The organism is Nonomuraea montanisoli, assembly GCF_013363975.1.
GTDB classification, from domain to species: Bacteria; Actinomycetota; Actinomycetes; order Streptosporangiales; family Streptosporangiaceae; genus Nonomuraea; species Nonomuraea montanisoli.
The window spans coordinates 229,801-248,101 of sequence record NZ_JABWGN010000014.1 but is presented as its reverse complement, the minus strand read 5'-3'; the positions used below and the strand labels follow the sequence as shown (position 1 = coordinate 248,101).

General features: G+C 70.5%; 16 protein-coding genes and 2 pseudogenes. 11 read left to right on the top strand and 7 right to left on the bottom strand.

What is annotated here, in order from left to right; all coding sequences use genetic code 11:
- Position 1 precedes the first annotated feature (1 nt).
- Complete coding sequence (locus tag HTZ77_RS33480) at positions 2-1,312, bottom strand: MFS transporter (protein ID WP_175593716.1); 1,311 nt, start codon at positions 1,310-1,312, stop codon at positions 2-4.
- Positions 1,313-1,769: 457 nt separating this feature from the next.
- Here HTZ77_RS33480 and HTZ77_RS33475 point away from each other — a divergent pair, with 457 nt between their 5' ends.
- The gene (locus HTZ77_RS33475) at positions 1,770-2,342 is read left to right on the top strand and encodes a GNAT family N-acetyltransferase (protein ID WP_175593715.1); all 573 of its coding nucleotides are present in this window, start codon (positions 1,770-1,772) and stop codon (positions 2,340-2,342) included.
- Between the two features lie 366 nt (positions 2,343-2,708).
- Positions 2,709-3,134 (top strand): tetratricopeptide repeat protein, encoded by a 426-nt coding sequence (locus HTZ77_RS33470; protein WP_175593714.1) that lies wholly within the window; start codon positions 2,709-2,711, stop codon positions 3,132-3,134.
- Positions 3,135-3,246: 112 nt separating this feature from the next.
- Here HTZ77_RS33470 and HTZ77_RS33465 read toward each other — a convergent pair whose 3' ends face one another.
- The gene (locus HTZ77_RS33465) at positions 3,247-5,022 is read right to left on the bottom strand and encodes a S9 family peptidase (RefSeq protein ID WP_175593713.1); all 1,776 of its coding nucleotides are present in this window, start codon (positions 5,020-5,022) and stop codon (positions 3,247-3,249) included.
- Positions 5,010-6,293 carry a tetratricopeptide repeat protein gene (locus HTZ77_RS33460; protein WP_175593712.1) on the bottom strand — a complete coding sequence of 428 codons (1,284 nt, stop codon included), beginning with the start codon at positions 6,291-6,293 and terminating at the stop codon, positions 5,010-5,012. The genes HTZ77_RS33465 and HTZ77_RS33460 overlap by 13 nt, the downstream gene beginning before the upstream one ends.
- 777 nt (positions 6,294-7,070) lie before the next feature.
- On the opposite strand from HTZ77_RS33460, the gene HTZ77_RS33455 reads away from it, so the two are divergent.
- The 6 genes and pseudogenes from HTZ77_RS33455 to HTZ77_RS33430 all read left to right on the top strand — a co-directional run bounded on the left by HTZ77_RS33455 (position 7,071) and on the right by HTZ77_RS33430 (position 11,273).
- Positions 7,071-7,433: a gamma-glutamylcyclotransferase family protein gene (locus HTZ77_RS33455; RefSeq protein WP_175593711.1), complete on the top strand. Its 363-nt coding sequence runs from the start codon at positions 7,071-7,073 to the stop codon at positions 7,431-7,433.
- Positions 7,430-8,140 (top strand): M24 family metallopeptidase, encoded by a 711-nt coding sequence (locus HTZ77_RS33450; protein WP_175593710.1) that lies wholly within the window; start codon positions 7,430-7,432, stop codon positions 8,138-8,140. Before HTZ77_RS33455 ends, HTZ77_RS33450 begins: the two co-directional genes overlap by 4 nt.
- 109 nt (positions 8,141-8,249) lie before the next feature.
- The gene (locus HTZ77_RS33445; RefSeq protein WP_175593709.1) at positions 8,250-9,152 is read left to right on the top strand and encodes a MerR family transcriptional regulator; all 903 of its coding nucleotides are present in this window, start codon (positions 8,250-8,252) and stop codon (positions 9,150-9,152) included.
- Between the two features lie 28 nt (positions 9,153-9,180).
- Positions 9,181-9,981, top strand: a complete 801-nt coding sequence (locus HTZ77_RS33440) for an MOSC domain-containing protein (protein ID WP_175593708.1) — start codon at positions 9,181-9,183, stop codon at positions 9,979-9,981.
- Positions 9,982-10,100: 119 nt separating this feature from the next.
- Positions 10,101-10,857 (top strand): annotated as a pseudogene (locus tag HTZ77_RS33435) (ABC transporter ATP-binding protein).
- 5 nt (positions 10,858-10,862) lie between these two features.
- Complete coding sequence (locus HTZ77_RS33430; RefSeq protein ID WP_175593548.1) at positions 10,863-11,273, top strand: glycosyltransferase family protein; 411 nt, start codon at positions 10,863-10,865, stop codon at positions 11,271-11,273.
- A 216-nt stretch (positions 11,274-11,489) separates the two neighbouring features.
- Here the strand turns inward: HTZ77_RS33430 and HTZ77_RS33425 are convergent, their stop codons facing one another.
- Positions 11,490-12,116, bottom strand: coding sequence for an SMI1/KNR4 family protein (locus HTZ77_RS33425; RefSeq protein WP_175593707.1), 627 nt, complete (start codon positions 12,114-12,116; stop codon positions 11,490-11,492).
- A gap of 349 nt (positions 12,117-12,465) precedes the next feature.
- Between HTZ77_RS33425 and HTZ77_RS48850 the strand changes: the two are divergent.
- A pseudogene (locus HTZ77_RS48850) lies at positions 12,466-12,957 on the top strand (YdcF family protein); the annotation flags it as partial.
- A gap of 345 nt (positions 12,958-13,302) precedes the next feature.
- Here the strand turns inward: HTZ77_RS48850 and HTZ77_RS33415 are convergent.
- Both HTZ77_RS33415 and HTZ77_RS33410 read right to left on the bottom strand, forming a co-directional pair.
- On the bottom strand, positions 13,303-13,755 hold the full coding sequence (locus tag HTZ77_RS33415) for a nuclear transport factor 2 family protein (RefSeq protein WP_175593706.1): 453 nt from the start codon (positions 13,753-13,755) through the stop codon (positions 13,303-13,305).
- 40 nt (positions 13,756-13,795) lie between these two features.
- Positions 13,796-15,169, bottom strand: a complete 1,374-nt coding sequence (locus HTZ77_RS33410) for an alpha/beta hydrolase family protein (protein WP_235995546.1) — start codon at positions 15,167-15,169, stop codon at positions 13,796-13,798.
- A 159-nt stretch (positions 15,170-15,328) separates the two neighbouring features.
- On the opposite strand from HTZ77_RS33410, the gene HTZ77_RS33405 reads away from it, so the two are divergent.
- Both HTZ77_RS33405 and HTZ77_RS33400 read left to right on the top strand, forming a co-directional pair.
- Positions 15,329-16,612: a sensor histidine kinase gene (locus tag HTZ77_RS33405; RefSeq protein WP_328808916.1), complete on the top strand. Its 1,284-nt coding sequence runs from the start codon at positions 15,329-15,331 to the stop codon at positions 16,610-16,612.
- Positions 16,613-16,690: 78 nt separating this feature from the next.
- Entirely contained in the window at positions 16,691-17,356 is a 666-nt protein-coding gene (locus tag HTZ77_RS33400; protein WP_175593705.1) for a response regulator transcription factor, read from the top strand.
- Between the two features lie 33 nt (positions 17,357-17,389).
- Here HTZ77_RS33400 and HTZ77_RS33395 read toward each other — a convergent pair whose 3' ends face one another.
- Positions 17,390-18,187, bottom strand: coding sequence for a class I SAM-dependent methyltransferase (locus HTZ77_RS33395; protein WP_175593704.1), 798 nt, complete (start codon positions 18,185-18,187; stop codon positions 17,390-17,392).
- Positions 18,188-18,301: the final 114 nt, after the last annotated feature.

The window sequence follows — 18,301 nt, the reverse complement described above, 5'->3', positions numbered from 1 at the left end:
CTCAGACCCGGGCGTGGGCGAGGCTGGCCACCCGCGAGACGCCGACCGTCCGCGTGTAGCACCACCAGGTCAGGGCGAAGCAGGCCACGTAGAAGGCGCCGAAGGCGGCCAGCGCGGTCGAGGGGCTGCCGGTCTGCGCGAACGACATCCCGAACGCCCGGTTGATGAGGAACCCGCCGAGCGCGCCCACCGCGGAGATGATGCCGATCGCCGCCGACGCCTGCCGCTTGCCGTACAGGAGCGCCTCCTCGCTCTCGCCGCGCTCGGCGACGGCCTTCGCCTGGAAGATCGCGGGGATCATCCGGTACGTGGAGCCGTTGCCGATGCCGGCCGTGACGAACAGCACCTGGAAGGCCAGGAAGAACGGCCAGAACGCGCCGGCCTCGACCGCGAGCCAGACCAGGGCGACGCCGGCGCCCATGCCGGCGAAGTTCCACAGCGTGACCGGGGCGCCGCCGAGCCGGTCGGCCAGCCAGCCGCCCACCGGCCGGATCAGCGAGCCGACCAGCGGCCCGGCGAAGGCCACCGCCGCCCACGGCGAGTCGGGGAACAGGCTCTTGGCCAGCAGCGGGAACGCCGTCGAGTAGCCGATGAACGAGCCGAACGTGCCGATGTAGAGGAACGACATGACCCAGGTCTGGGCGCGCCCGGCCACCGCGAGCTGCTCGCGCGGGCTGGCCTTGGCGCTGGCCAGGTTGTCCATGAAGAACCAGGCGCAACCGGCGGCCAGCAGGATGAACGGCACCCAGAACCACCCCGCCGCGGCCAGCCCGAGCCCGCCGATCACCAGCGGCATGACGAGCTGCACGGAGCTGACGCCGATGTTGCCGCCGGCGGCGTTGAGCCCGAGGGCGACGCCCTGCCGGGAGCGGGGGTAGAAGTAGGTGATGTTGGCCATGCTGGAGGCGAAGTTGCCGCCGCCCACCCCGGCCAGCGCCGCGATCAGCAGGAACAGCCAGTACGGCGTGCCCGGGTCGCGCACCGCCACCCCGAGCAGGACGGCGGGGATCAGCAGCATGAGCGCGCTGAAGGTGGTGAAGGTGCGCCCGCCGAAGCGCGCCGGGCCGAACGTGTAGGGCACGCGCAGCGCCGACCCGATCAGGTTGGGCAGCGCGACCAGCCAGAAGAGCTGGTCGGTGGAGAACTGGTAGGCGCCCATCCTGGTCGCCACGATGCTCCAGAGAGTCCAGACGGTGAAGCCCAGATGCTCCGCGAAGATCGAGAAGATGAGGTTCCGCCGTGCGATCCTCTTGCCCGTGGTCTCCCAGAAGGTCTCGTCATCGGGGTGCCATTCGGCGAGCCACCGCGCCATCATCTCCTCCTACGCTCTCTCTTTCTGCTCGGTGAGCGTAGGAAGCGCGGGTTACGCACTCTGACGGTCCGTGGCGGTGCTCCGGTTACGTGTGTCGCACGGCTGTAACAAGGCGCACACATGGGTAACGCGCGAAACACGGCCGCAACAAAGGCGCTGTGAGAACGGACTTCAGGGGTACGTGGTCAGCCCGGTGCTCAAGGCAAGGTCCTCCCGTGGGCGCGCTTCGCGCGATGGGGGTTCGGGCTGTGACAGTGGGGGAGCCGAGCTCCCCCACACCCCCTGGCCGGGGGCCTCCGGCCCCCGGACCCCCGAGCACCGGCCGGCTCGACGGGAGAGAGCCGATGACAAGAGATACCGGTCATCGGGCTGAGGCTGAGGAGGTATCGAGGACTGCCCAGAAGACACTACTGATGCGGCTGGGAGACGCTCGGGGAGCCTCGTCGAGGATGTCCCCATGACCTATGTGATCGAAGCCCCCCATGCCGACGACGCGTCGTCTCTTGGGCCGGTGCAGTTGAGGGTCTGGCTGCAGACGTACCCCTGCGAGGAAGCGGGGATCGATGAGGACTGGATCCGTGAGCACCGTGGCTCCTCTGCCACAGACGAGGGAATCGCCCAGTGGCGGGGGTTCATCGAGGCTGCGAGGCGGCAGCCAGACCTGCTGTTCTGCCGTATCGTCCGTTCGGGGGCGGAGATCGTCGGCTTCCTCTGCGGTCGCCGGGATGACGTGGTCATCCTGGGGCCGATGTACCTGCTGGAGGAAGCCCAGGGCCGAGGCGTCGGAGGCCGGTTGATGGGTGAGTTCCTCACCTGGGCGGGGAGCATGCCCATGCGGCTCTGGGTCACCGAGTACAACGAGCGCGCGATCTGCTTCTATCAACGCTACGGATTCAAGGTCACAGGCGAGCGAGAGCTCTGGCAGGGAAAACTGCCGAATGTGCGCATGGTCCGACCGGTTGCGGATGTTCGGTGCGCCGCCGATCACATGGATACCATTCCCGCCGAGGTGCACCGGTCGGCCTCATGACCGTCGGAGCGCGATGAAGCCCCACGCTGCGTGCGAGCAGGCAGCACAGGGCCGCCTCTCGACTCTGCCAGCTCCTCAAGGCAAGGTCCTCCCGTGGGCGCGCTTCGCGCGATGGGGGTTCGGGCTGTGACAGTGGGGGAGCCGAGCTCCCCCACACCCCCTGGCCGGGGGCCTCCGGCCCCCGGACCCCCGAGCGCCGGCCGGCTCGACGGGAGAGAGGCGATGACGAGAGGGGCGCCTGGCCATCGGATCAAGACCTCCATGCGCAACGAGGATCGAGGCGCTGTTGAGAGCTATCCAGGAGCCATCGCCCCAGGCCGAGGCACAGCGAGGTGCCCGAGAGAGGCCGAAGGCATACTGATCTCCATGACTGATGCGGAACTTCGCGAGAGACTGACCTACCTGCTGACTCAGGACCAGGGGGACCCCGAGGTGCTGCGGCAGATCGCCTACACCCATGACGCCCTCGGCGACGAGCACGAGGCGCTGCCGTACTACGAGAAAGCGCTGGAGATGGGCGCCAGCGACCGGCGCGTCACGTGGACGAACTATGGCAGCACCCTTCGTGTGTGCGGCCGTCCTGAAGAAGCGTTGGCGGCCTTCGACAAGGGGCTGGAGGAGTCCCCTGGCGATCACGGGCTGCGCACGTTTCGCGCGATGGCGCTGCACAACCTGGGCAGGCACCGTGAGGCGGTACAGGACCTGTTGAGTCTCCTTGCTGAGACCAAGCAGGTCGGGGGGTATGAACGAGCGGTGGAGTTCTACGCGGACAACCTCGACCTCACAGTCTGAGGGGACGTGGCCGTCCAGAGCGACGGCTTCAGCAATGGCATCGGAGGGGAGGACCGCCGCCTTGGCAGCGCCACCGCGGTCACGAACAAGCCGGAACCGGAGTCGGCTGTGATCAGGCGTCGGCTTCGAGCACAGCCCGCAGATGCTCCAGCTCTGCCTTCAAGATCGTGGTGACATCGCCGGGTCGGCGGAACGTGTGCCCGGCGCCGGGAATGACGACGAGCCGGGAGCGGGCACTCTGCTGAGCCAGGGCTCGTACGGCTTCAAGGGGAGTGACTGGATCGGCATCCCCGTGGATGAGCAGCAACGGAGACAGGAAAGCGGGTTCGGGACTCCTGCTGGTCAGGAGGGTGGGATGGTGTGCTTGGAACTTGGGTGCCGACCGTCCCCACTCTTCTGGATCCACCACGGCGGACCGGGCGATGCCACCGGCGAAGACATTCGTCGATGACAGGGCGGACAACACGGTGAACCCTCCCGCGCTTGCGCCCCAGATCACGACGCGGTGGCCATCGGCTCGCCCTGCGGATATCAGGTAGAGGGCGGCATCGACGCAGTCGGCGACGTCGGCTTCCCCCCATCGATGGCGCAGCCCGTTGCGGTAGACGCGCCCGTATCCCGTGCTCCCGCGATGGTCCACGTCGGCGACGGCGAAACCTCGGCCGGTGAGGTACTGGGCGTGGAGGTCCAGTCTCATGGGCCAGTTCGCGGTGGGGCCGGGGTGCACGCGAACGATGAGAGGCGGGGGCTCGGCGACCTTCGTCGTCGGCAGGTAGAAGAGGCCGTGGGCTTCGGTCCCGTCGCGTGTCGTGAAGGAGAAACGCTGCGGGTGGGCGATCGCGTATCCGTTGATGGTGAGGCCGGTCGATGCGAGCTCCTGTGCGGCGCCGCCCGGGGTCACCTTGACGACTTCGGGAAGGCGGGTCGGGCTGGAAGCGATCACGACCACATCGGCGCCGACCGTTGCCAGATAAGGCTTCATCGAGGTGTACGGCAGCTCGACGTGGTGAATGTCGCCGTTCCCGGTCCTGGTGAGAAGGAGGTGTTCCGATCCCCGTTGGGCGATGGTGATGATCCGGTCATCGCTGAGCGCATAGGTCCGGTAGCCGAACTCCCACGGCGCGGCGGCCAGCTCGAATTTCCCGGTCAGCACCGGGATGGTCCTGCCCGAGTCCCGTGCGTAGAGGTTCCACCAGCCTGAACGGTCGGACACGAAGTGCAGGATCCCCTTCGCGTCCCACTGCGGCTGACACACCGACTCGTCGTCACCGCCCGCGATGAGCCGGCGTTCACCGCCTTCGAGGTCCGCCAGCCAGAGGCGAGATCCGTCCCAGGGCATCAACGGCGCGTTCCACGAAACCCAGGCGAGTTGCTTGCCGTCGGGGCTGAGCGCGGGGGACATGTAAAAGTCATCTCCAGCAGCGATGACCTCGGGCTCCGCTGAGCCGTCGCCCGGGAGCATCACCAGCTCGTTGTGCACGGCCGAGCCCTCGTGGCGCTCCCGCACACACACCAGTCTTCCGTCCCCCGGCACGCGTCGCAGATCGGCGTAACGGTGCGCCCCGGGCCTTTCCGGGACGGGCGTCACCGGATACGGGGGCGAGCCGGGCCGGTAGCGGTAGATCCTCTGGTCGCTCGCGTTGCAGAACCAGACGTCAGGCTCGCCCACCACATACGCGCCGCCGCCGTACTCGTGCACGTACGACGCGACCTGGAAGCCTTGCGGAAGGACATCGCTGCGGCCCTCGTCCGACGACCATGCGCGGAGAACATCCCCCTCCGGTCTGCCTTCGATCCAGTAGATGGTGCCACCGGCCGATTGGAGGGCGTCGAAGGTGACCGTAGCCCGGCCGACGAGGTCGGCCGGGAGGGGGCTCAGCCTCGCCATGCGCGGACGAACCCATCCAGGTCGCGAACCGCGGCACCGTGGTGGTGTGCGGCCAGCCGTTTCCGGAGCCGCTTGACCCGGGAAACCCCGGACAGGGAGCCACGCTGCAGAAACACGGTGACCGCTTCCTTGGCGATGCGCACAGCCTCGTCCGTCTCGCCCTGCCGCACGAGTGCCTCTGCCAGATCCACGCTGATCTCGGCCCGCCGGCGGACGCAGGTGGCGGGCACCCCCTGCAAGGCCCGCTCAAAGGCTGCGACAGCCGCCTGGTAGCGGCCCACCTCCATGAGGCAGTTTCCCCGGTACCCAAGGAGCCGTTCCTGATCGAAGTCGTACATCCACTCGTCTCGCCGCTCGTCGGCACGGTCGAGCATGTCCTGCGCTCGGCCGAGCTCGGACAGCGCCCCATGGTGGTCATTGGTGTGGGCCAGCGCGGTGGCGTGGACAGCGTGAATCCATGACTTCGTCACGCTGCCGACGGACGCGTGCTCCGCCATGTCGAGTGCCGCCATGGAGTACTCCACGGCCTCATCGAAGCGGCCCGCCGCATGTGCCATGACCGCTTGGAAGGCGGTGACATACGAACGCAGGCCCAGATCCCCCGCTTCGGTGAGGGCGCTCAGGGCGGTGCGGTAGCGGTACGTCATCTTGAACGGGTCGCTCAGGTCGAACCAGATCCAGGCCGCGAAGCCCGCGGCCTCGCCGGCTGCCGACGCCAGGCGCAGACGGAGCGAATCGGTGCTCGGCGTGTCGAGAAGGGAGAGCAGCAGACCGAGGTGGCCGTCGACGGGCGCGAGCATCTGGGCTGAGGTCAGCTGGTGGTAGAGGTGACGCTGATGCGCGGTGATGGCCTCGATGTCCTCGACCACGGCCTTGCTCACCGCCGACGGGCGTGTGCTCGCGGTGCTGAGGCGCTCCCAATCCACGGCCGGCCCGTGCTGAAGAGAACCCGTTCGGCGGGCCGCGTCGCTGTTGTGACGGAGATGTGCCTGCTCGCGGATCACTCCGGGCAGCAGGCCATTGAGTACTCCACCCGCTCCTAGCCCTGCGTCGCACGACGAGATCACCGACTCGGAGGGCGCGACAGCTCCTCGCTCGATCGCTCCGAGATGCTGGCAGGAGTAGCCGGTCAACTCCGACAGCTGAACCAGAGTGAGCGATCGGGCCTTTCTCAGCTCACGGAGCTTGGCTCCCAGCGCGGCCAGCAGGGACGAGCCGGGGGTCAGCTCCTTCGGTGGCCGCCCACGTCGCCGCTTCCTCTCGGTTGCCATGTGCGTACCTCTCGCTGTTTTTGCTGCTCGTTGCGAGCAAATCAGGCTGCGAGGTCTTCTGTCAGCAGCTTCGAGCAGACCGATCGGACGAGGAGAACAGCATGATCATCTACGCCATCGATGCCTTCGAGCAGTTGCGAAGACTGGCTGTCGAGTCGGCCGGACGAGGTTTCTGTCTCCCTGACCGGCTTCCCTCGGCTCGGTTGAGGACGTTCGGTGCGCCGCCGAGCGCATCGAGTCCGTTCTCAGCGAGGCGTGCTGACGGCGCGGAGCGCGATGGAGGCCCTGTTGCGTGCGAGCAGGCAGCACTCGACAGGAGATCAACGTGAAGCCGTTCGCTGATTTCCATGGCTTGCACGTGGCCCCTCGCGAGGAATTCTGCGTGCCTGTTCCATGGCGCGTTGCGACGGCACGGTCCTCCTGGGTTCGCGTGCAGGCGCACACCTGCCTCTGCACCAGTCCGTCGTACGAGCTCTGCCAGTCAGGCGGCCTCCTCTTCATCCGGCGGACCGTACGAGAGGTCGGCCGCCGCGTTGTCCATGAGAGTCCTTGGCAGGTCAGGGCAGAGGGCATGAGGCTGTGGGAACTGCTTCTGGACGGTCGCGCCAGATGACGGCGTGGCAGCCAGTGAAGCCCTGCTGCCTGAGCCCTGGCGCGAAGTGGTCAAGCGGTGAGCGGTTCGACGGTGTGACGTGGCGGTTCCGCGTCGGCAGCCCTTGAGGGCGTCGGCGGAGGCGTTTGACCTGTACCTCAGGGGGCGGGTTTAGGGTTTCGGCCATGTCTGATCACTCTGTCGTCCTGTTTTCCTATGGCACGCTGCGCCAGAGCGAGGTGCAGCTTTCGGTGTTCGGCCGCGAGGTGAGCGGCACTCCGGACCAGTTGCCCGGCTACCGGTTGTCCATGGTGGAGATCACCGATCCGGAGGTCATCGCGATCAGCGGTGCCACCCATCATCCGATCCTGCGGGCCACGGGAAGCGCCGCCGACGTCGTGGAGGGCACGGCGCTGCGCCTGAGCGAGGACGAACTCGCCGCGGCCGACGACTACGAGGTCGACGACTACCGGCGTGCTCTCGTACCGCTGGCGTCGGGTCTGCACGGCTGGGTGTACGCGGCTGACCACGACGGGTCGCGAGCATGACGTCTGATCACGGCGGGCCGGAGGAGGAGGCTCGGCGGGTCGCCGGCCTGGTGGCGGCGCAGGAGAAGGCCATCGCCTTGTTCGATGAGGTGGAGGCGCGCGGACTGGTCGCACCTGGGGTCGGGGAGCGGGAGGTGAGCGATCGCATCCGGGACCTGGCCAACGACATGTTCGGCACGACCAAGCACTGGCACAAGCGGATCATCCGCTCCGGGCCCAACACGCTGCTCCCGTACCGGGACAACCCGCCCGACCGCATCATCGGCGAGGACGACGTCGCCTTCGCCGACTTCGGCCCGATCTTCGAGGAGTACGAGGCCGACTTCGGCCGCACGTACGTCTTCGGCGACGACCCGGACAAGCACCTGCTGCTGCACGATCTGCCGCGCGTCTTCGACGAGGGACGCGCGGCGTTCGCGGCCGACCCGGACATCACCGGCCGGCAGTTGTACGCCGAGGTGGAACGGCTGGCGGGCGAAGCCGGCTGGGAGCTCGGCATCTGGCACGCCGGGCATCTCGTGGGGGAGTTCCCGCACGAGGTGAACGACGGCGCGAAGGCGGAGTCCTACATCACTCCGGAGAACGACACCCCGCTGCGGCGCACCGACCGCGCGGGGAGGACCTGTCACTGGATTCTGGAGCTGCACTTCGTGGACCGGGCTCGCGGCTTCGGCGGCTTCTACGAGCAGCTCCTCGATCTGGCGTGACCACTGCCCGCCGGTCCTCGCGCCCGTGGCACCGCCCCTACGGCTGTGCCCCGCGGGATCGACCGGTGCGTTGACCTGTACCTTCAGGTGCGGGTTTAGGGTTTCGGTCATGCGAGTGGGGGAGCTGGCGCGGCGTACCGGTGTCACGGTGCGGGCGTTGCGCTACTACGAGGCGCTCGGCCTGGTCGTCCCGCGTCGCTGTGCCAACGGCTACCGGGAGTACGACCCGATCGCGGTGCGGCTCGTGGAGCAGATCCGGTCGCTGATGGCGCTGGGCCTCCCGGTGGAGGAGACGCGGCCGTTCGTCGAGTGCCTGGTCAGCGGCGCCGACTCCGGTGACCTGTGTCCGGCGTCGCTGGCCACGTACCAGCGGGCCATCGACCAGGTGGAGCAGCGCATCACGCGGCTCGCCGAGCAGCGTGACCGGCTGCGCGCCCGGCTCGACGTGGCCGCGCAGCGCATGATGCGGCCGCAGTCCGGCCGGCGGCGGGTCATCGCGGCCGTGGACCCGGCCGGGCTCGTGGGAACCGAGCTGCCGGATCTGGAGCTCGTGGTCACCGACGGAAGCAAGGTCCGCGTCCGGGCGCTCGGCCAGGGGCGCAGCGTGCTGTTCCTGTATCCGCTGACCGGGCGGCCTGGCGTGGACCTGCCGCGGGGATGGGAGACGATCCCGGGCGCGCGGGGCTGCACCGAGCAGGCGTGCGGGTTCCGCGACCATCACGCCGACCTGCTGAAGGCCGGGGCGGCGCGGATCTACGGGCTGTCGGCGCAGTCGAGCGGGTATCAGCGGGAGGTGGTGCACCGGCTCCGGCTGCCGTACCCGCTGCTGGCCGACCCGCGCCTGACCGTGGCCGCCGCTCTCGGGCTGCCCACGTTCGATGCCGACGAGATGACGCTGTACCGCCGGCTGACCCTCGTCGTGGTCGACGGCCGGGTCGAGCACGTGTTCTTTCCCGTCGAGGAGCCGGCCGGCCACGCCGAACAGGTCATGCGATGGCTGGCGGAGCACTGAACCGGCCGCTGCCGGCGATGGAGGGCAAGTGAGCACGATCCGGCATCTGTACTCCTGCGGCTGCGAGGACGTCCCGGGGCGCGCGGAACCGTCACCCGTGCCGGTGGGCCGGGTGGCCGGGCTTGCGCGGTATCCGGTGAAGTCCATGGGGGGCGAGCGGCTGACTCGTGCCCGCTTCACCTCCGACGGGGTCGCCGGAGATCGACGCTGGGCGGTCTACACCCCGGACGGCGGGATCGCAAGCGGCAAGACCACCCGCCGCTTCCGCCGCGTCGACGGCCTGCTCACCCTGCGCGCCCGCCTGGACGAGACCGCGGCCGCGGATTCGGAAGACGGTGAGGCGCCGCTGGTGACGCTCCCGGACGGGCGGGAGTACCGTGCCGATGACCCGGCAGCCGGTCAGGTGCTCAGCACGTTGCTGGGCCGGCCACTGAGTCTGCGCCGGCAGTCCTCCGTACGGCACCATGACGAGGCGCCCGTTCATCTCGTCACCACGGCCGCGGTGCGCGAACTGGAGCGGTTGCTCGGCGAAGGCGTCGACGTCGCCCGCTTCCGCGCGAACCTCGTGCTGGAGACGGAGGGCGCCGGCTTCGTCGAGGACGACTGGCAGGGCCGCCATCTCACCATCGGCGACCAGGTGGAGCTGTGCCTCGGGCCGGGCATGCCCCGCTGTGTCATGGTCGGCATGCCTCAGCCCCACGACGGGCTGGGACCTGACGCACAGCTCCTCAAGCTGCTCGGACACGCCCACCAGGTACGGTTCGGCCTGCAGGCCGGCGTCGTGCGCGGCGGCATCGTCCAGCGGGGAGACCTCGCCGTTCTCCGCTGATTCCGCTGATTCCGCGCCGGGCGGTAGGAACGTCGGCCGCGGGGTTCGGTTTCCCGAACCCTTGATCCGGGTGCGGGCACGATCGATCTCCATGCCCCCGTCCGCCGAGGATGAGGGGCATGACCGAGAGGGTGACAGACATCGGGCCGGGAGCCGCCGTCCTGGTGGAGGACCTGCACCGCGAGGACGGGCGCGGCACCGCCGCCGTGCGGGCGTTGCGCGGTGTGTCGGCGACACTCGCTCCCGGGACGTTCACGGCGGTGATGGGGGCCGTCAGTCTCGGGCAAGACCACCCTGCTGCACTGCCTCGCGGGGATGGACCGGCCCGACCGGGGCTCCGTCTGGTGGGGCGGCACCGAGGTGTCCGGGCTGCGCGAAGCCGGGTCGGGTTCGTGTTCCAGGCGTTCAACCTGATGCCGGCGATGACGGTCGCGCAGAACGTCGAACTTCCCGGCCGGCTGGCCGGGAAGCGGCCTGACCGGGGGGCTGGCCGGGAAGCGGCCTGACCGGGGCCGGGTGCTGGACGCGCTCGCCCGGGTCGGCCTGGCCGGTCGTGAGCGGCACCGGCCCGGACAGTTGTCCGGCGGGCAGCAGCAGCGGGTGGCGATCGCCCGGGCGCTGGTCGCGCGCCCTCAGGTGCTCTTCGCCGACGAGCCGACCGGCGCGCTCGACCGGGCCACCGGCCACGAGATCCTCGCCCTGCTGCGCGCCGGCGTAGACCGCGAGGGGCGGACCTGCGTGATGGTCACCCACGATCCGGTGGCCGCCGGGTACGCGGACCGGGTGCTGCTGCTCGCCGACGGCCTGGTGGTCGACGAACTCGACCGGCCCACCGCCGCCCAGGTCGGCGAACGTCTGAGCCGGCTGGGCGGGTGAGCGCGATGATCTCGATCGCTCTCGGGCAGATGCGCCGGCGTGCGGCCGCCTTCGTCGGCCTGGCGGTCGCGCTCCTCCTCGCCGTCGCCACCGTGACGCTGTTCGGCTCGCTGTTCGCCGCCGACATCGCCGCCCCGGCAGCCGCCCGGAAGGATGGCCGGCACCGACCCGCGGCGTCGCCGGACGTCCTCAGGTGGTGTGGCCCCTTCGTCGCCGACCAGCCGTTCTGGGCGGCCCGCACGCACGCCGCCGGCGTCGCCTCAGAGCCGCAGCCGCAGCGTCGCCTGACAGCGGAAGAACTGACCGCCGCCATCACCCTGGCGGCCGGCGACGCCGACATGGCCCACCGCGGCCGATCGCTCGGCGACCGCGTCAGAGCAGAGGACGGCGCCCGGCGGGCTGTGGGAATCCTCTAATCCTTGGGATGAGCGCTGCCGACTTGGACACGGGTATGCGGGTCACATGAGGCTCGGTCACCACCACGCCGGGCCGTACGACACCGTGTGACGCGCTTCGACCTCGCCGACACGATCATTACCGTGCGCAGTCTGATCCGGCAGGCATGGACGACTCACCGCTGAGACCGACGCCCGAATCGCCGATCATGACCGCCACCCTCCCCATACGGCCTCCTACGACCCCGGATAGAAGCCCGGAGAGCCCAGCTGTTCGAACCAGCTCGGTGGCTCGGACGCGGTGAACGCGTTGGCCATCGCGTCCAGCCAGGCGCCGAACGTGGGGAAATCCGGGGTGGAGTTGGCCGGATCCTCCCAGTCCCCGCCCTCGACGTAGCGTGCGCGCCCTTCCTGATCGTCGTAGTGGTGGTAGTAGACCGGGTATTCGCCGTCTGCGTCCGGCTGGGTGACATCGAAGCACCAGACCGCCTCGTTGTCTGCGTCGGCGAGGGCGAAGCCGACCAGATGGTTGGTGGACAGCCACCGGCCGTCGCCGCGGTCCACCTGCTCGGGCATGTGCACGAGCTCGGAGTTCAGCGCGACGATGGCATCGTCACCGACGACGACGAACTCGATGTACCTGTGGGATGAGACGTCCCAGCGCTTGACGGCAAAGGTGTTGTGCTCGGCGAGGAAAGCCCGGTAGCTGGGCGGAGCCGTCCAGTCGACGGTTCCGAAAGGGGGCTTCAGCCCTGTCTCGCGGTCGCGGACGGCTTCGGCGGAGGCGGGCTCCGACGCCGTGATGATGACCGTTCCGGATTCGGCGGCGCGGCGAAGGATGGCCAGACTCTCGTGTATCGACATCTCGGTCCTTGATCAGGTGATCGTACGACTGCGTGGGCGTGGCCCGACGACTGTTGGTGCCTGATTGTGGCCGATGACAGCGATGAGCGGGATCTTGAGAACTGCACAAGGCGAAGCGGCAAGGTCGTCCCGTGGGCGCGCTTCGCGCGATGGGGGTTCGGGCTGTGACAGTGGGGGAGCCGGGCTCCGCCACACCCCCTTGCCGGGGGCCTCCGGCCCCCGGACCCCCGAGCCACGGCCGCCTCGACGGGCGAGAGCCGATGACAGGAGATTCTGGTCATCGAGCTGAGACGCCATGCGCATCGGAGTGTGAGGAGGAATCGAGGACTATCCACAAGAGAAGCGGGCAATGGCGTACGCGCCTGGAGCTCTGGGGAAACAGGAGCGAGAGGACGGCTGCCGAGCGATGGCATGGTCGGCGCGCAGTTTCATCGGTCGCTGCGGCGGGGGCATCCGTCGCGATGGGCTTCCGCTTCCTGGCCGACAAGCTCGACAAGGTGCTGGCGCAGCAGTTCGCCAACGCCGATCAGCTCCGCTGATCATCGTCACCGGCGGGGTGAACCGCCACAACGGGATCATTGAAGGGCGCACCTTCCAGCGCCTTCTCGTCGAGCGTGGGGTCCCCGAGGACGTGATCCGCTGCGAGGATCAGTCTGCGAACACCTGGCAGAACGTCGAGTTCGCGCTGCCGTACCTCCGGGAAGCGCAACGGTCGGGGCTGACGATCACGGCCGTGTCCAAGTGGTATCACCGCCGCGCCGTCCACATGCTCAAGACTGTCCTCCCGGACATCCGGACCTTCCACGCCATGGGATGGGATCCCGTCTACGCAGGCAGGCCCGTGACCCGTGCGGATTGGCCATCCATCCCCGACGGCAAGCGGCGCGTGATCCGCGAATGGGAAGAGGTCTCCCAGCGCGTCGCTGGCGGCAGCCTCGCGAGCTTGCAGCGCGCGAGCGGAGCTTGGCGTGGAGACTCGCGCCAGATGCAAGGGGGCCAGCGTCGAGTCAGTCCAGCTGTCTCCTTTTCGAACGAGGTCGTGTCCGGGTCTTCGGTGCCCGGCTCCCCAATCGAAATGGCCGGCCCCCGGCAAGGGGGCGTGGGGGAGCTCGGCTCCCCCACAGTCACAGCCCGATCCCCATCGCGCGCGAAGCGCGCCTCCGGGAGGACCTCGCTTGTGATGTTCTCAGCCGGTGATGGTCCGCCAGGACTGCTCCTCGACCAGCTCGTGGCTGCGCCAGCCGTCGGGGGTGCGGCACACGCGGTGGTGGTACCAGCCGCCGCCCCGCAGCAGCCCGGCGGTGCCGGCCGTCACCATCTCGCGGGACGGGGCCAGCGTGTCGGTGAACGCGGCGCTCACCGCGGCCTCGTCCCGTCCCTCGGGGGCGGTCCCGTCGAAGGTGATGGTGACGGAGCCGATCAGGTGCAGGCGGCCGGGCCATCCGGACAGCACGTCGGCCAGCCACGTCGTGACCTCGGCGCGGGTGCCCCGGATGCCGCCCGCGGCGCGGTAGTCGATGACGGCGTCGGGAGTGAAGACGTCGTCGAGGAGGTGCCAGTGACCGGAGTCGACGGCGCGGGCGTAACGGCCCAGCAGGTCGATGATCTCCAGCCGGTCGGCGATCTCGCGGAGGTCCATTTCTGGATCTAACCAAACGCTTGGTTGCCAGGCCAGGGCTTCAGGGGACGAGCGACACCTCGGGGAAGCGGGCGTCCGGGTGGTCGAACAGGCGGGTCGGCTTGCCTCGCAGGTGCAGGTCGAAGAACGCCCCGACATAGGCGCGCTGGGCCGCCACCGAACGGCCGGGGTCGATCGTGCCCACGTAGTCCGCGAGCGACACCGTGGGCAGGCTGGCCGCGATCTGCGGCAGCAGCGGCTGCAGGTCGGTGAACGAGCCGTGGGCCGCGCCCTTGAAACGCAGTTCCCGCTTCCAGCCGGTCGAGGCCCGCCAGAACGACTTCCAGCTCGGCTCGCCGTCCCGCGTGTGGGTCTCGGCCGCCAGTTGCAGGAAGGGCCTGGTCACACCGCGTGCGGCCACCGGGCCGACGTAGGCGCCGTCGAGGTTGACGCCCGCGTCCACACGGGCGTCGTCGCGGGTCAGCTGCGCGGCCACCGACCCGCCCAGCGACTGCCCCAGCACCCCCACCCGCGAGGCGTCGGGTGCGCCGAGCATCCCCTCGGGGAGCTTGCCGCCGATCGGGCGGCCGTGCGCCAGGGCGGTGACCTGGTCCAGGACGTGGCGCATGTCCGTCAGGCGCGCCCGCGCGTGCTCGGCCAGCAGCTCGGCGATGACCTTCGGCGTCAGCTTCGCGGGCAGCGGCAGGGCGCGCACCAGGCGCCGGCCGGGAAACTCGACCTGGTCGGCCTCGTAGGTGTGGTCGACGGTGACGACCAGGTAGCCGCGCGAGGCGAGGTCCTCGACCAGGGTGGTGCCCAGGGTGCGCGGGCCGCCGTCCCCCGGACCGAACAGCACCACCGGCAGCCTGCCCGCGCGCGGCTCGACCGGCGCGCCCGCACGGGCATGGGTGCGCGTGGCGGCCCAGGCGACGGCGCCCTTGGCGATGCCCAGGGGAGGCGCCGAATGCCGGTCCCAGTCGGCGGCGGCCAGCGGCGCCATGTGCGGCGCGAGCGGCCCGCCGCCCGCGGCCGGGTACCACAGGCTGATCATCAGTTCCCGGTACGGCTTGGCCGCCACCAGCGGATCGGGCCGCGAGCGATCGACCAGCCGCACGGCCACGGTCCCGACCGGGTACGGGCCGCCGGGCGCGGGCAGGTTGACGGCGATCGGGCGTCTGGCGTGGGTTCCGGGCGCTGGGAGGCTTACGGCGATCGGGCGTCTGACGTCGGTCCCGGCTTCGGGCAGGCTCGCGGCGATCGGGCGTCTGACGTCGGCTCCGGCCGTGGGCGGGGAGACCGCCGGCACCAGAACGGCCAGCGCCGCGATCATGCCCGCGGCTTTCGAGACGGCGCTCGCCGGGCTCTTGGAGACAGCGGTCGAACCGGTGGCCTTGCCCTCCGTGGACAAACCCCTGTTTTTCGTGGCAAAGGACATGCGAAAGCTCCTTGAACGGAAAGGATGTCCGACGAGGCTGGCAGTCCGGCACGTCCGCGCACGAGCGGCGGAGGTCGCACATGTGCATGCGACTTTCGGATGACGGCCGTCCTCAGGGAGGAGCGGGCACGATCTTCCCCGACAACTAGGGTGAAGCGCGTGAAACCAGCCGACCGTCTGGCGGCCCGCCTCACCGCGCTGGGCCGATGGTCGACCGTGCTCGTCGATGCCCTGCCGGCCGCCGCGCTGTTCCTGGTCACGCTCGGCCCCGGCCAGGTGCTGTCCGGCCCCCCGTGGCTGCTCGCGCTGCAGACGGCGCTGGTGGCGCCGCTGGCCTGGAGACGGCGCGCCCCGACGACGGTCCTGGGCGCGATCGGCCTAGCCGCAGCCGTGCAGTGGGCGCTGGACGTGCAGCTTCCCGCCGACGCCGCCCTCCTGGTGGCCCTGTACACGGTCGCCGCGTACAGCCCGTGGCGCCACATTCCGCCGGCGGCGCTGGCGCTGCAGGCAGGAGTGCTGCTGGCCGCCGCCCGCTGGGCGCCGCCCGGCCAGTTCCCCTTCACGGCGGCCGCGCTGAGCGCCATGGCGGTCGCCGCCCTCATGACCGGCCTGTGGATCCGGGTACGACGGGCGTACGTGGCCTCCCTGGAACGCGACCGCGAGCAGCGGGCACGGCTGGCCGTCGCCGAGGAGCGCGCGCGGATGACCCGCGACATGCACGACATCGTCACCCACAACCTGTCGGTCATGGTGGCGCTGGCCGACAGCGCCGCCTACGTCCGCACCAGCGCGCCGGACCGGGCCGCGGTGGCGATGGAGCACATCGCCGCGACGGGACGCCAGGCCCTGCAGGACATGCGCCGCTCCCTGAGCACCGGCCGCGACCTCGCCACCCCAAGCGACCTCGCCACCCCAAGCGACCTCGCCACCCCAAGCGACCTCGCCACCCCAAGCGACCGCGCCACCTCAGGAGAGGACCGCCTTGACGCGGTGCTTCAGCCCGCCCCCGGGATCCGCGAGCTCGGTCCGCTGGCCGAGCGGATGCGCGCGGCCGGGCTGGCGACGTGTGTGCGGGTGGCCGGTGACCCCGAGACGGTTCCCGCCGCAGCCCAGCTGACGATCTACCGGCTGGTTCAGGAGGCGCTGACGAACACGCTGCGGCATGCGCCAAGGGCCGGTGCCGAGGTGCGGGTCGACGTGTCGTCGCGCCGCGCCGAGGTGGAGGTCACCGACGTTCCCGGCCCCGTCGCGGCCGGCGACTCCGGACCTCTCGACGCCGAGACCCAGGCGTCCGGGCCTCGCCCGGAGCTCAGGGGGGAGGGGCGTGGGATCGCGGGCATGCGGGAACGGGTGGCCGCCTACGGCGGAACCCTGGACGCCGGGCCGGCGCCGGGCGGCGGATGGCGGGTGCTGGCCGTGCTGGACCTGGGAGCGCCACGGTGATCCGGGTGCCGGCCGTGCTGGGCCTGGGAGCGCCACGGTGATGCGGGTGCCGGCCGTGCTGGGCCTGGGAGCGCCACGATGATCCGGCTGCTGATCGCCGACGACGAGTCGCTGCTGCGGATGGCCTTCCGCATGGTCTTCGAGGCCGAGCCGGACATGGAGGTGGCCGGGGAGGCGGACGACGGCGAGCAGGCGGCCCGGCTGGCGCGGCACCTGCGTCCGGACGTGGTGCTGATGGACGTGCGCATGCCCGGCCTGGACGGCATCGAGGCCACCCGCCGGATCGTGCGCGACAGCCCGCGCTCGCGCGTGCTCATCCTGACCACCTTCGATCTGGACGAGTACGCCTTCGCCGGGCTGCAGGCGGGAGCGGCCGGGTTCCTGCCGAAGAACACCCGGCCGCAGGAACTGCTGAGCGCCATCCGCGACGTCGCTGCGGGGGAGGCGGCGCTGTCGCCGCGCGTCACCCGTCGCGTGCTGGAGAGGTTCGCGCCGCAGATGACGCCGGGGCCCGCCGAACGCGACGAACGGCTCGCGCGGCTGACCGCGCGCGAGCACGAGGTGCTGTTGCAGGTGGCGCGCGGGCTGTCCAACGCCGAGGTCGCCGCGGCGCTGCGTCTGGCCGAGGCGACGGTCAAGACGCATCTGAGCCGCGTGCTGGTCAAGCTCGGGCTGCGTGATCGCGCCCAGGTGGTGGTCTTCGCCTACGAGAGCGGCCTCGTCCGTCCCGCCCCGCCGTCGTAGGCCCACAGCCCGGGGCGTCGCGGACGATGGCTTTCACAACCGCCGGATGCGCAGCACGCAGGTCAGCATCGGGAGGGTGAACTCGCCATCGGCGGTCTCGGGCCGGCTCGCGAGGTAGGCGCGGATCCGACCGAGCGCAGCCTCTCGTTCCGGTTCGGGCATGACCAGCATCCCCGCCCGCGTCGCGAGCGTCTCGACGAGGGAGCCGGCGTTGCGGCGCTGCCCGTGCGGGAACTCCGCCTGCTCCGGCGAGCCGAACCGGGGAGCCGTGCCCGTCCGGGGAGCCGTGCCCGTCCGGGGAAGGTGCATGCCGGCCGTCTCGGCGCGCCAGCTCGCGGGCGTGTCGCGCGGACCGACAGCCGCGCTCCCGCTGACCCGCGCGAGCCCGGCAACCCAGTCGACCCGGTCGTCGAGGACGTTCCACAGGCCGGCCAGGATGCCGCCAGGGGCGAGGACCCTGGCGATCTCGGGTCCCGCGACGGCCATGTCGAACCAGTGCATGGCGTTGCCGGCCAGCACCGCGTCGACGGACCCGTCCGGCAGCGGTATCGCCTCGGCGCCACCCGGCAGGGCGCGGACAGCCGGCAGCGTGCGGCGCAGCTCGGTCAGCATCGCCGGGTCGGGCTCGACCGCGACGACGTCGGCGCCCGCCGCGACCAGCGTCGCGGTCAGCTTGCCGGTGCCGGCGCCGAGGTCGAGCACCCGCGGCCCGGGCGCGGGCTCCAGCGCCCAGCGCACCGCGGCCTGCGCGTAGTCCGGGCGGTGCTCGGCGTAGGCGGCCGCCGCCGCGCCGAATGACGAGCTGAGGGCCGAGCGATCATCGTGTTCCACGCGATCACCCTACGCGCGGCGCGCGTACCCGTACGGCGGCGGCGCCCGCGAAGGTCCGGTCCCTCCGCTGGAAAACCGATTGAGTGCTCACTCCGCGTTCTCGTAGGGTGCCTG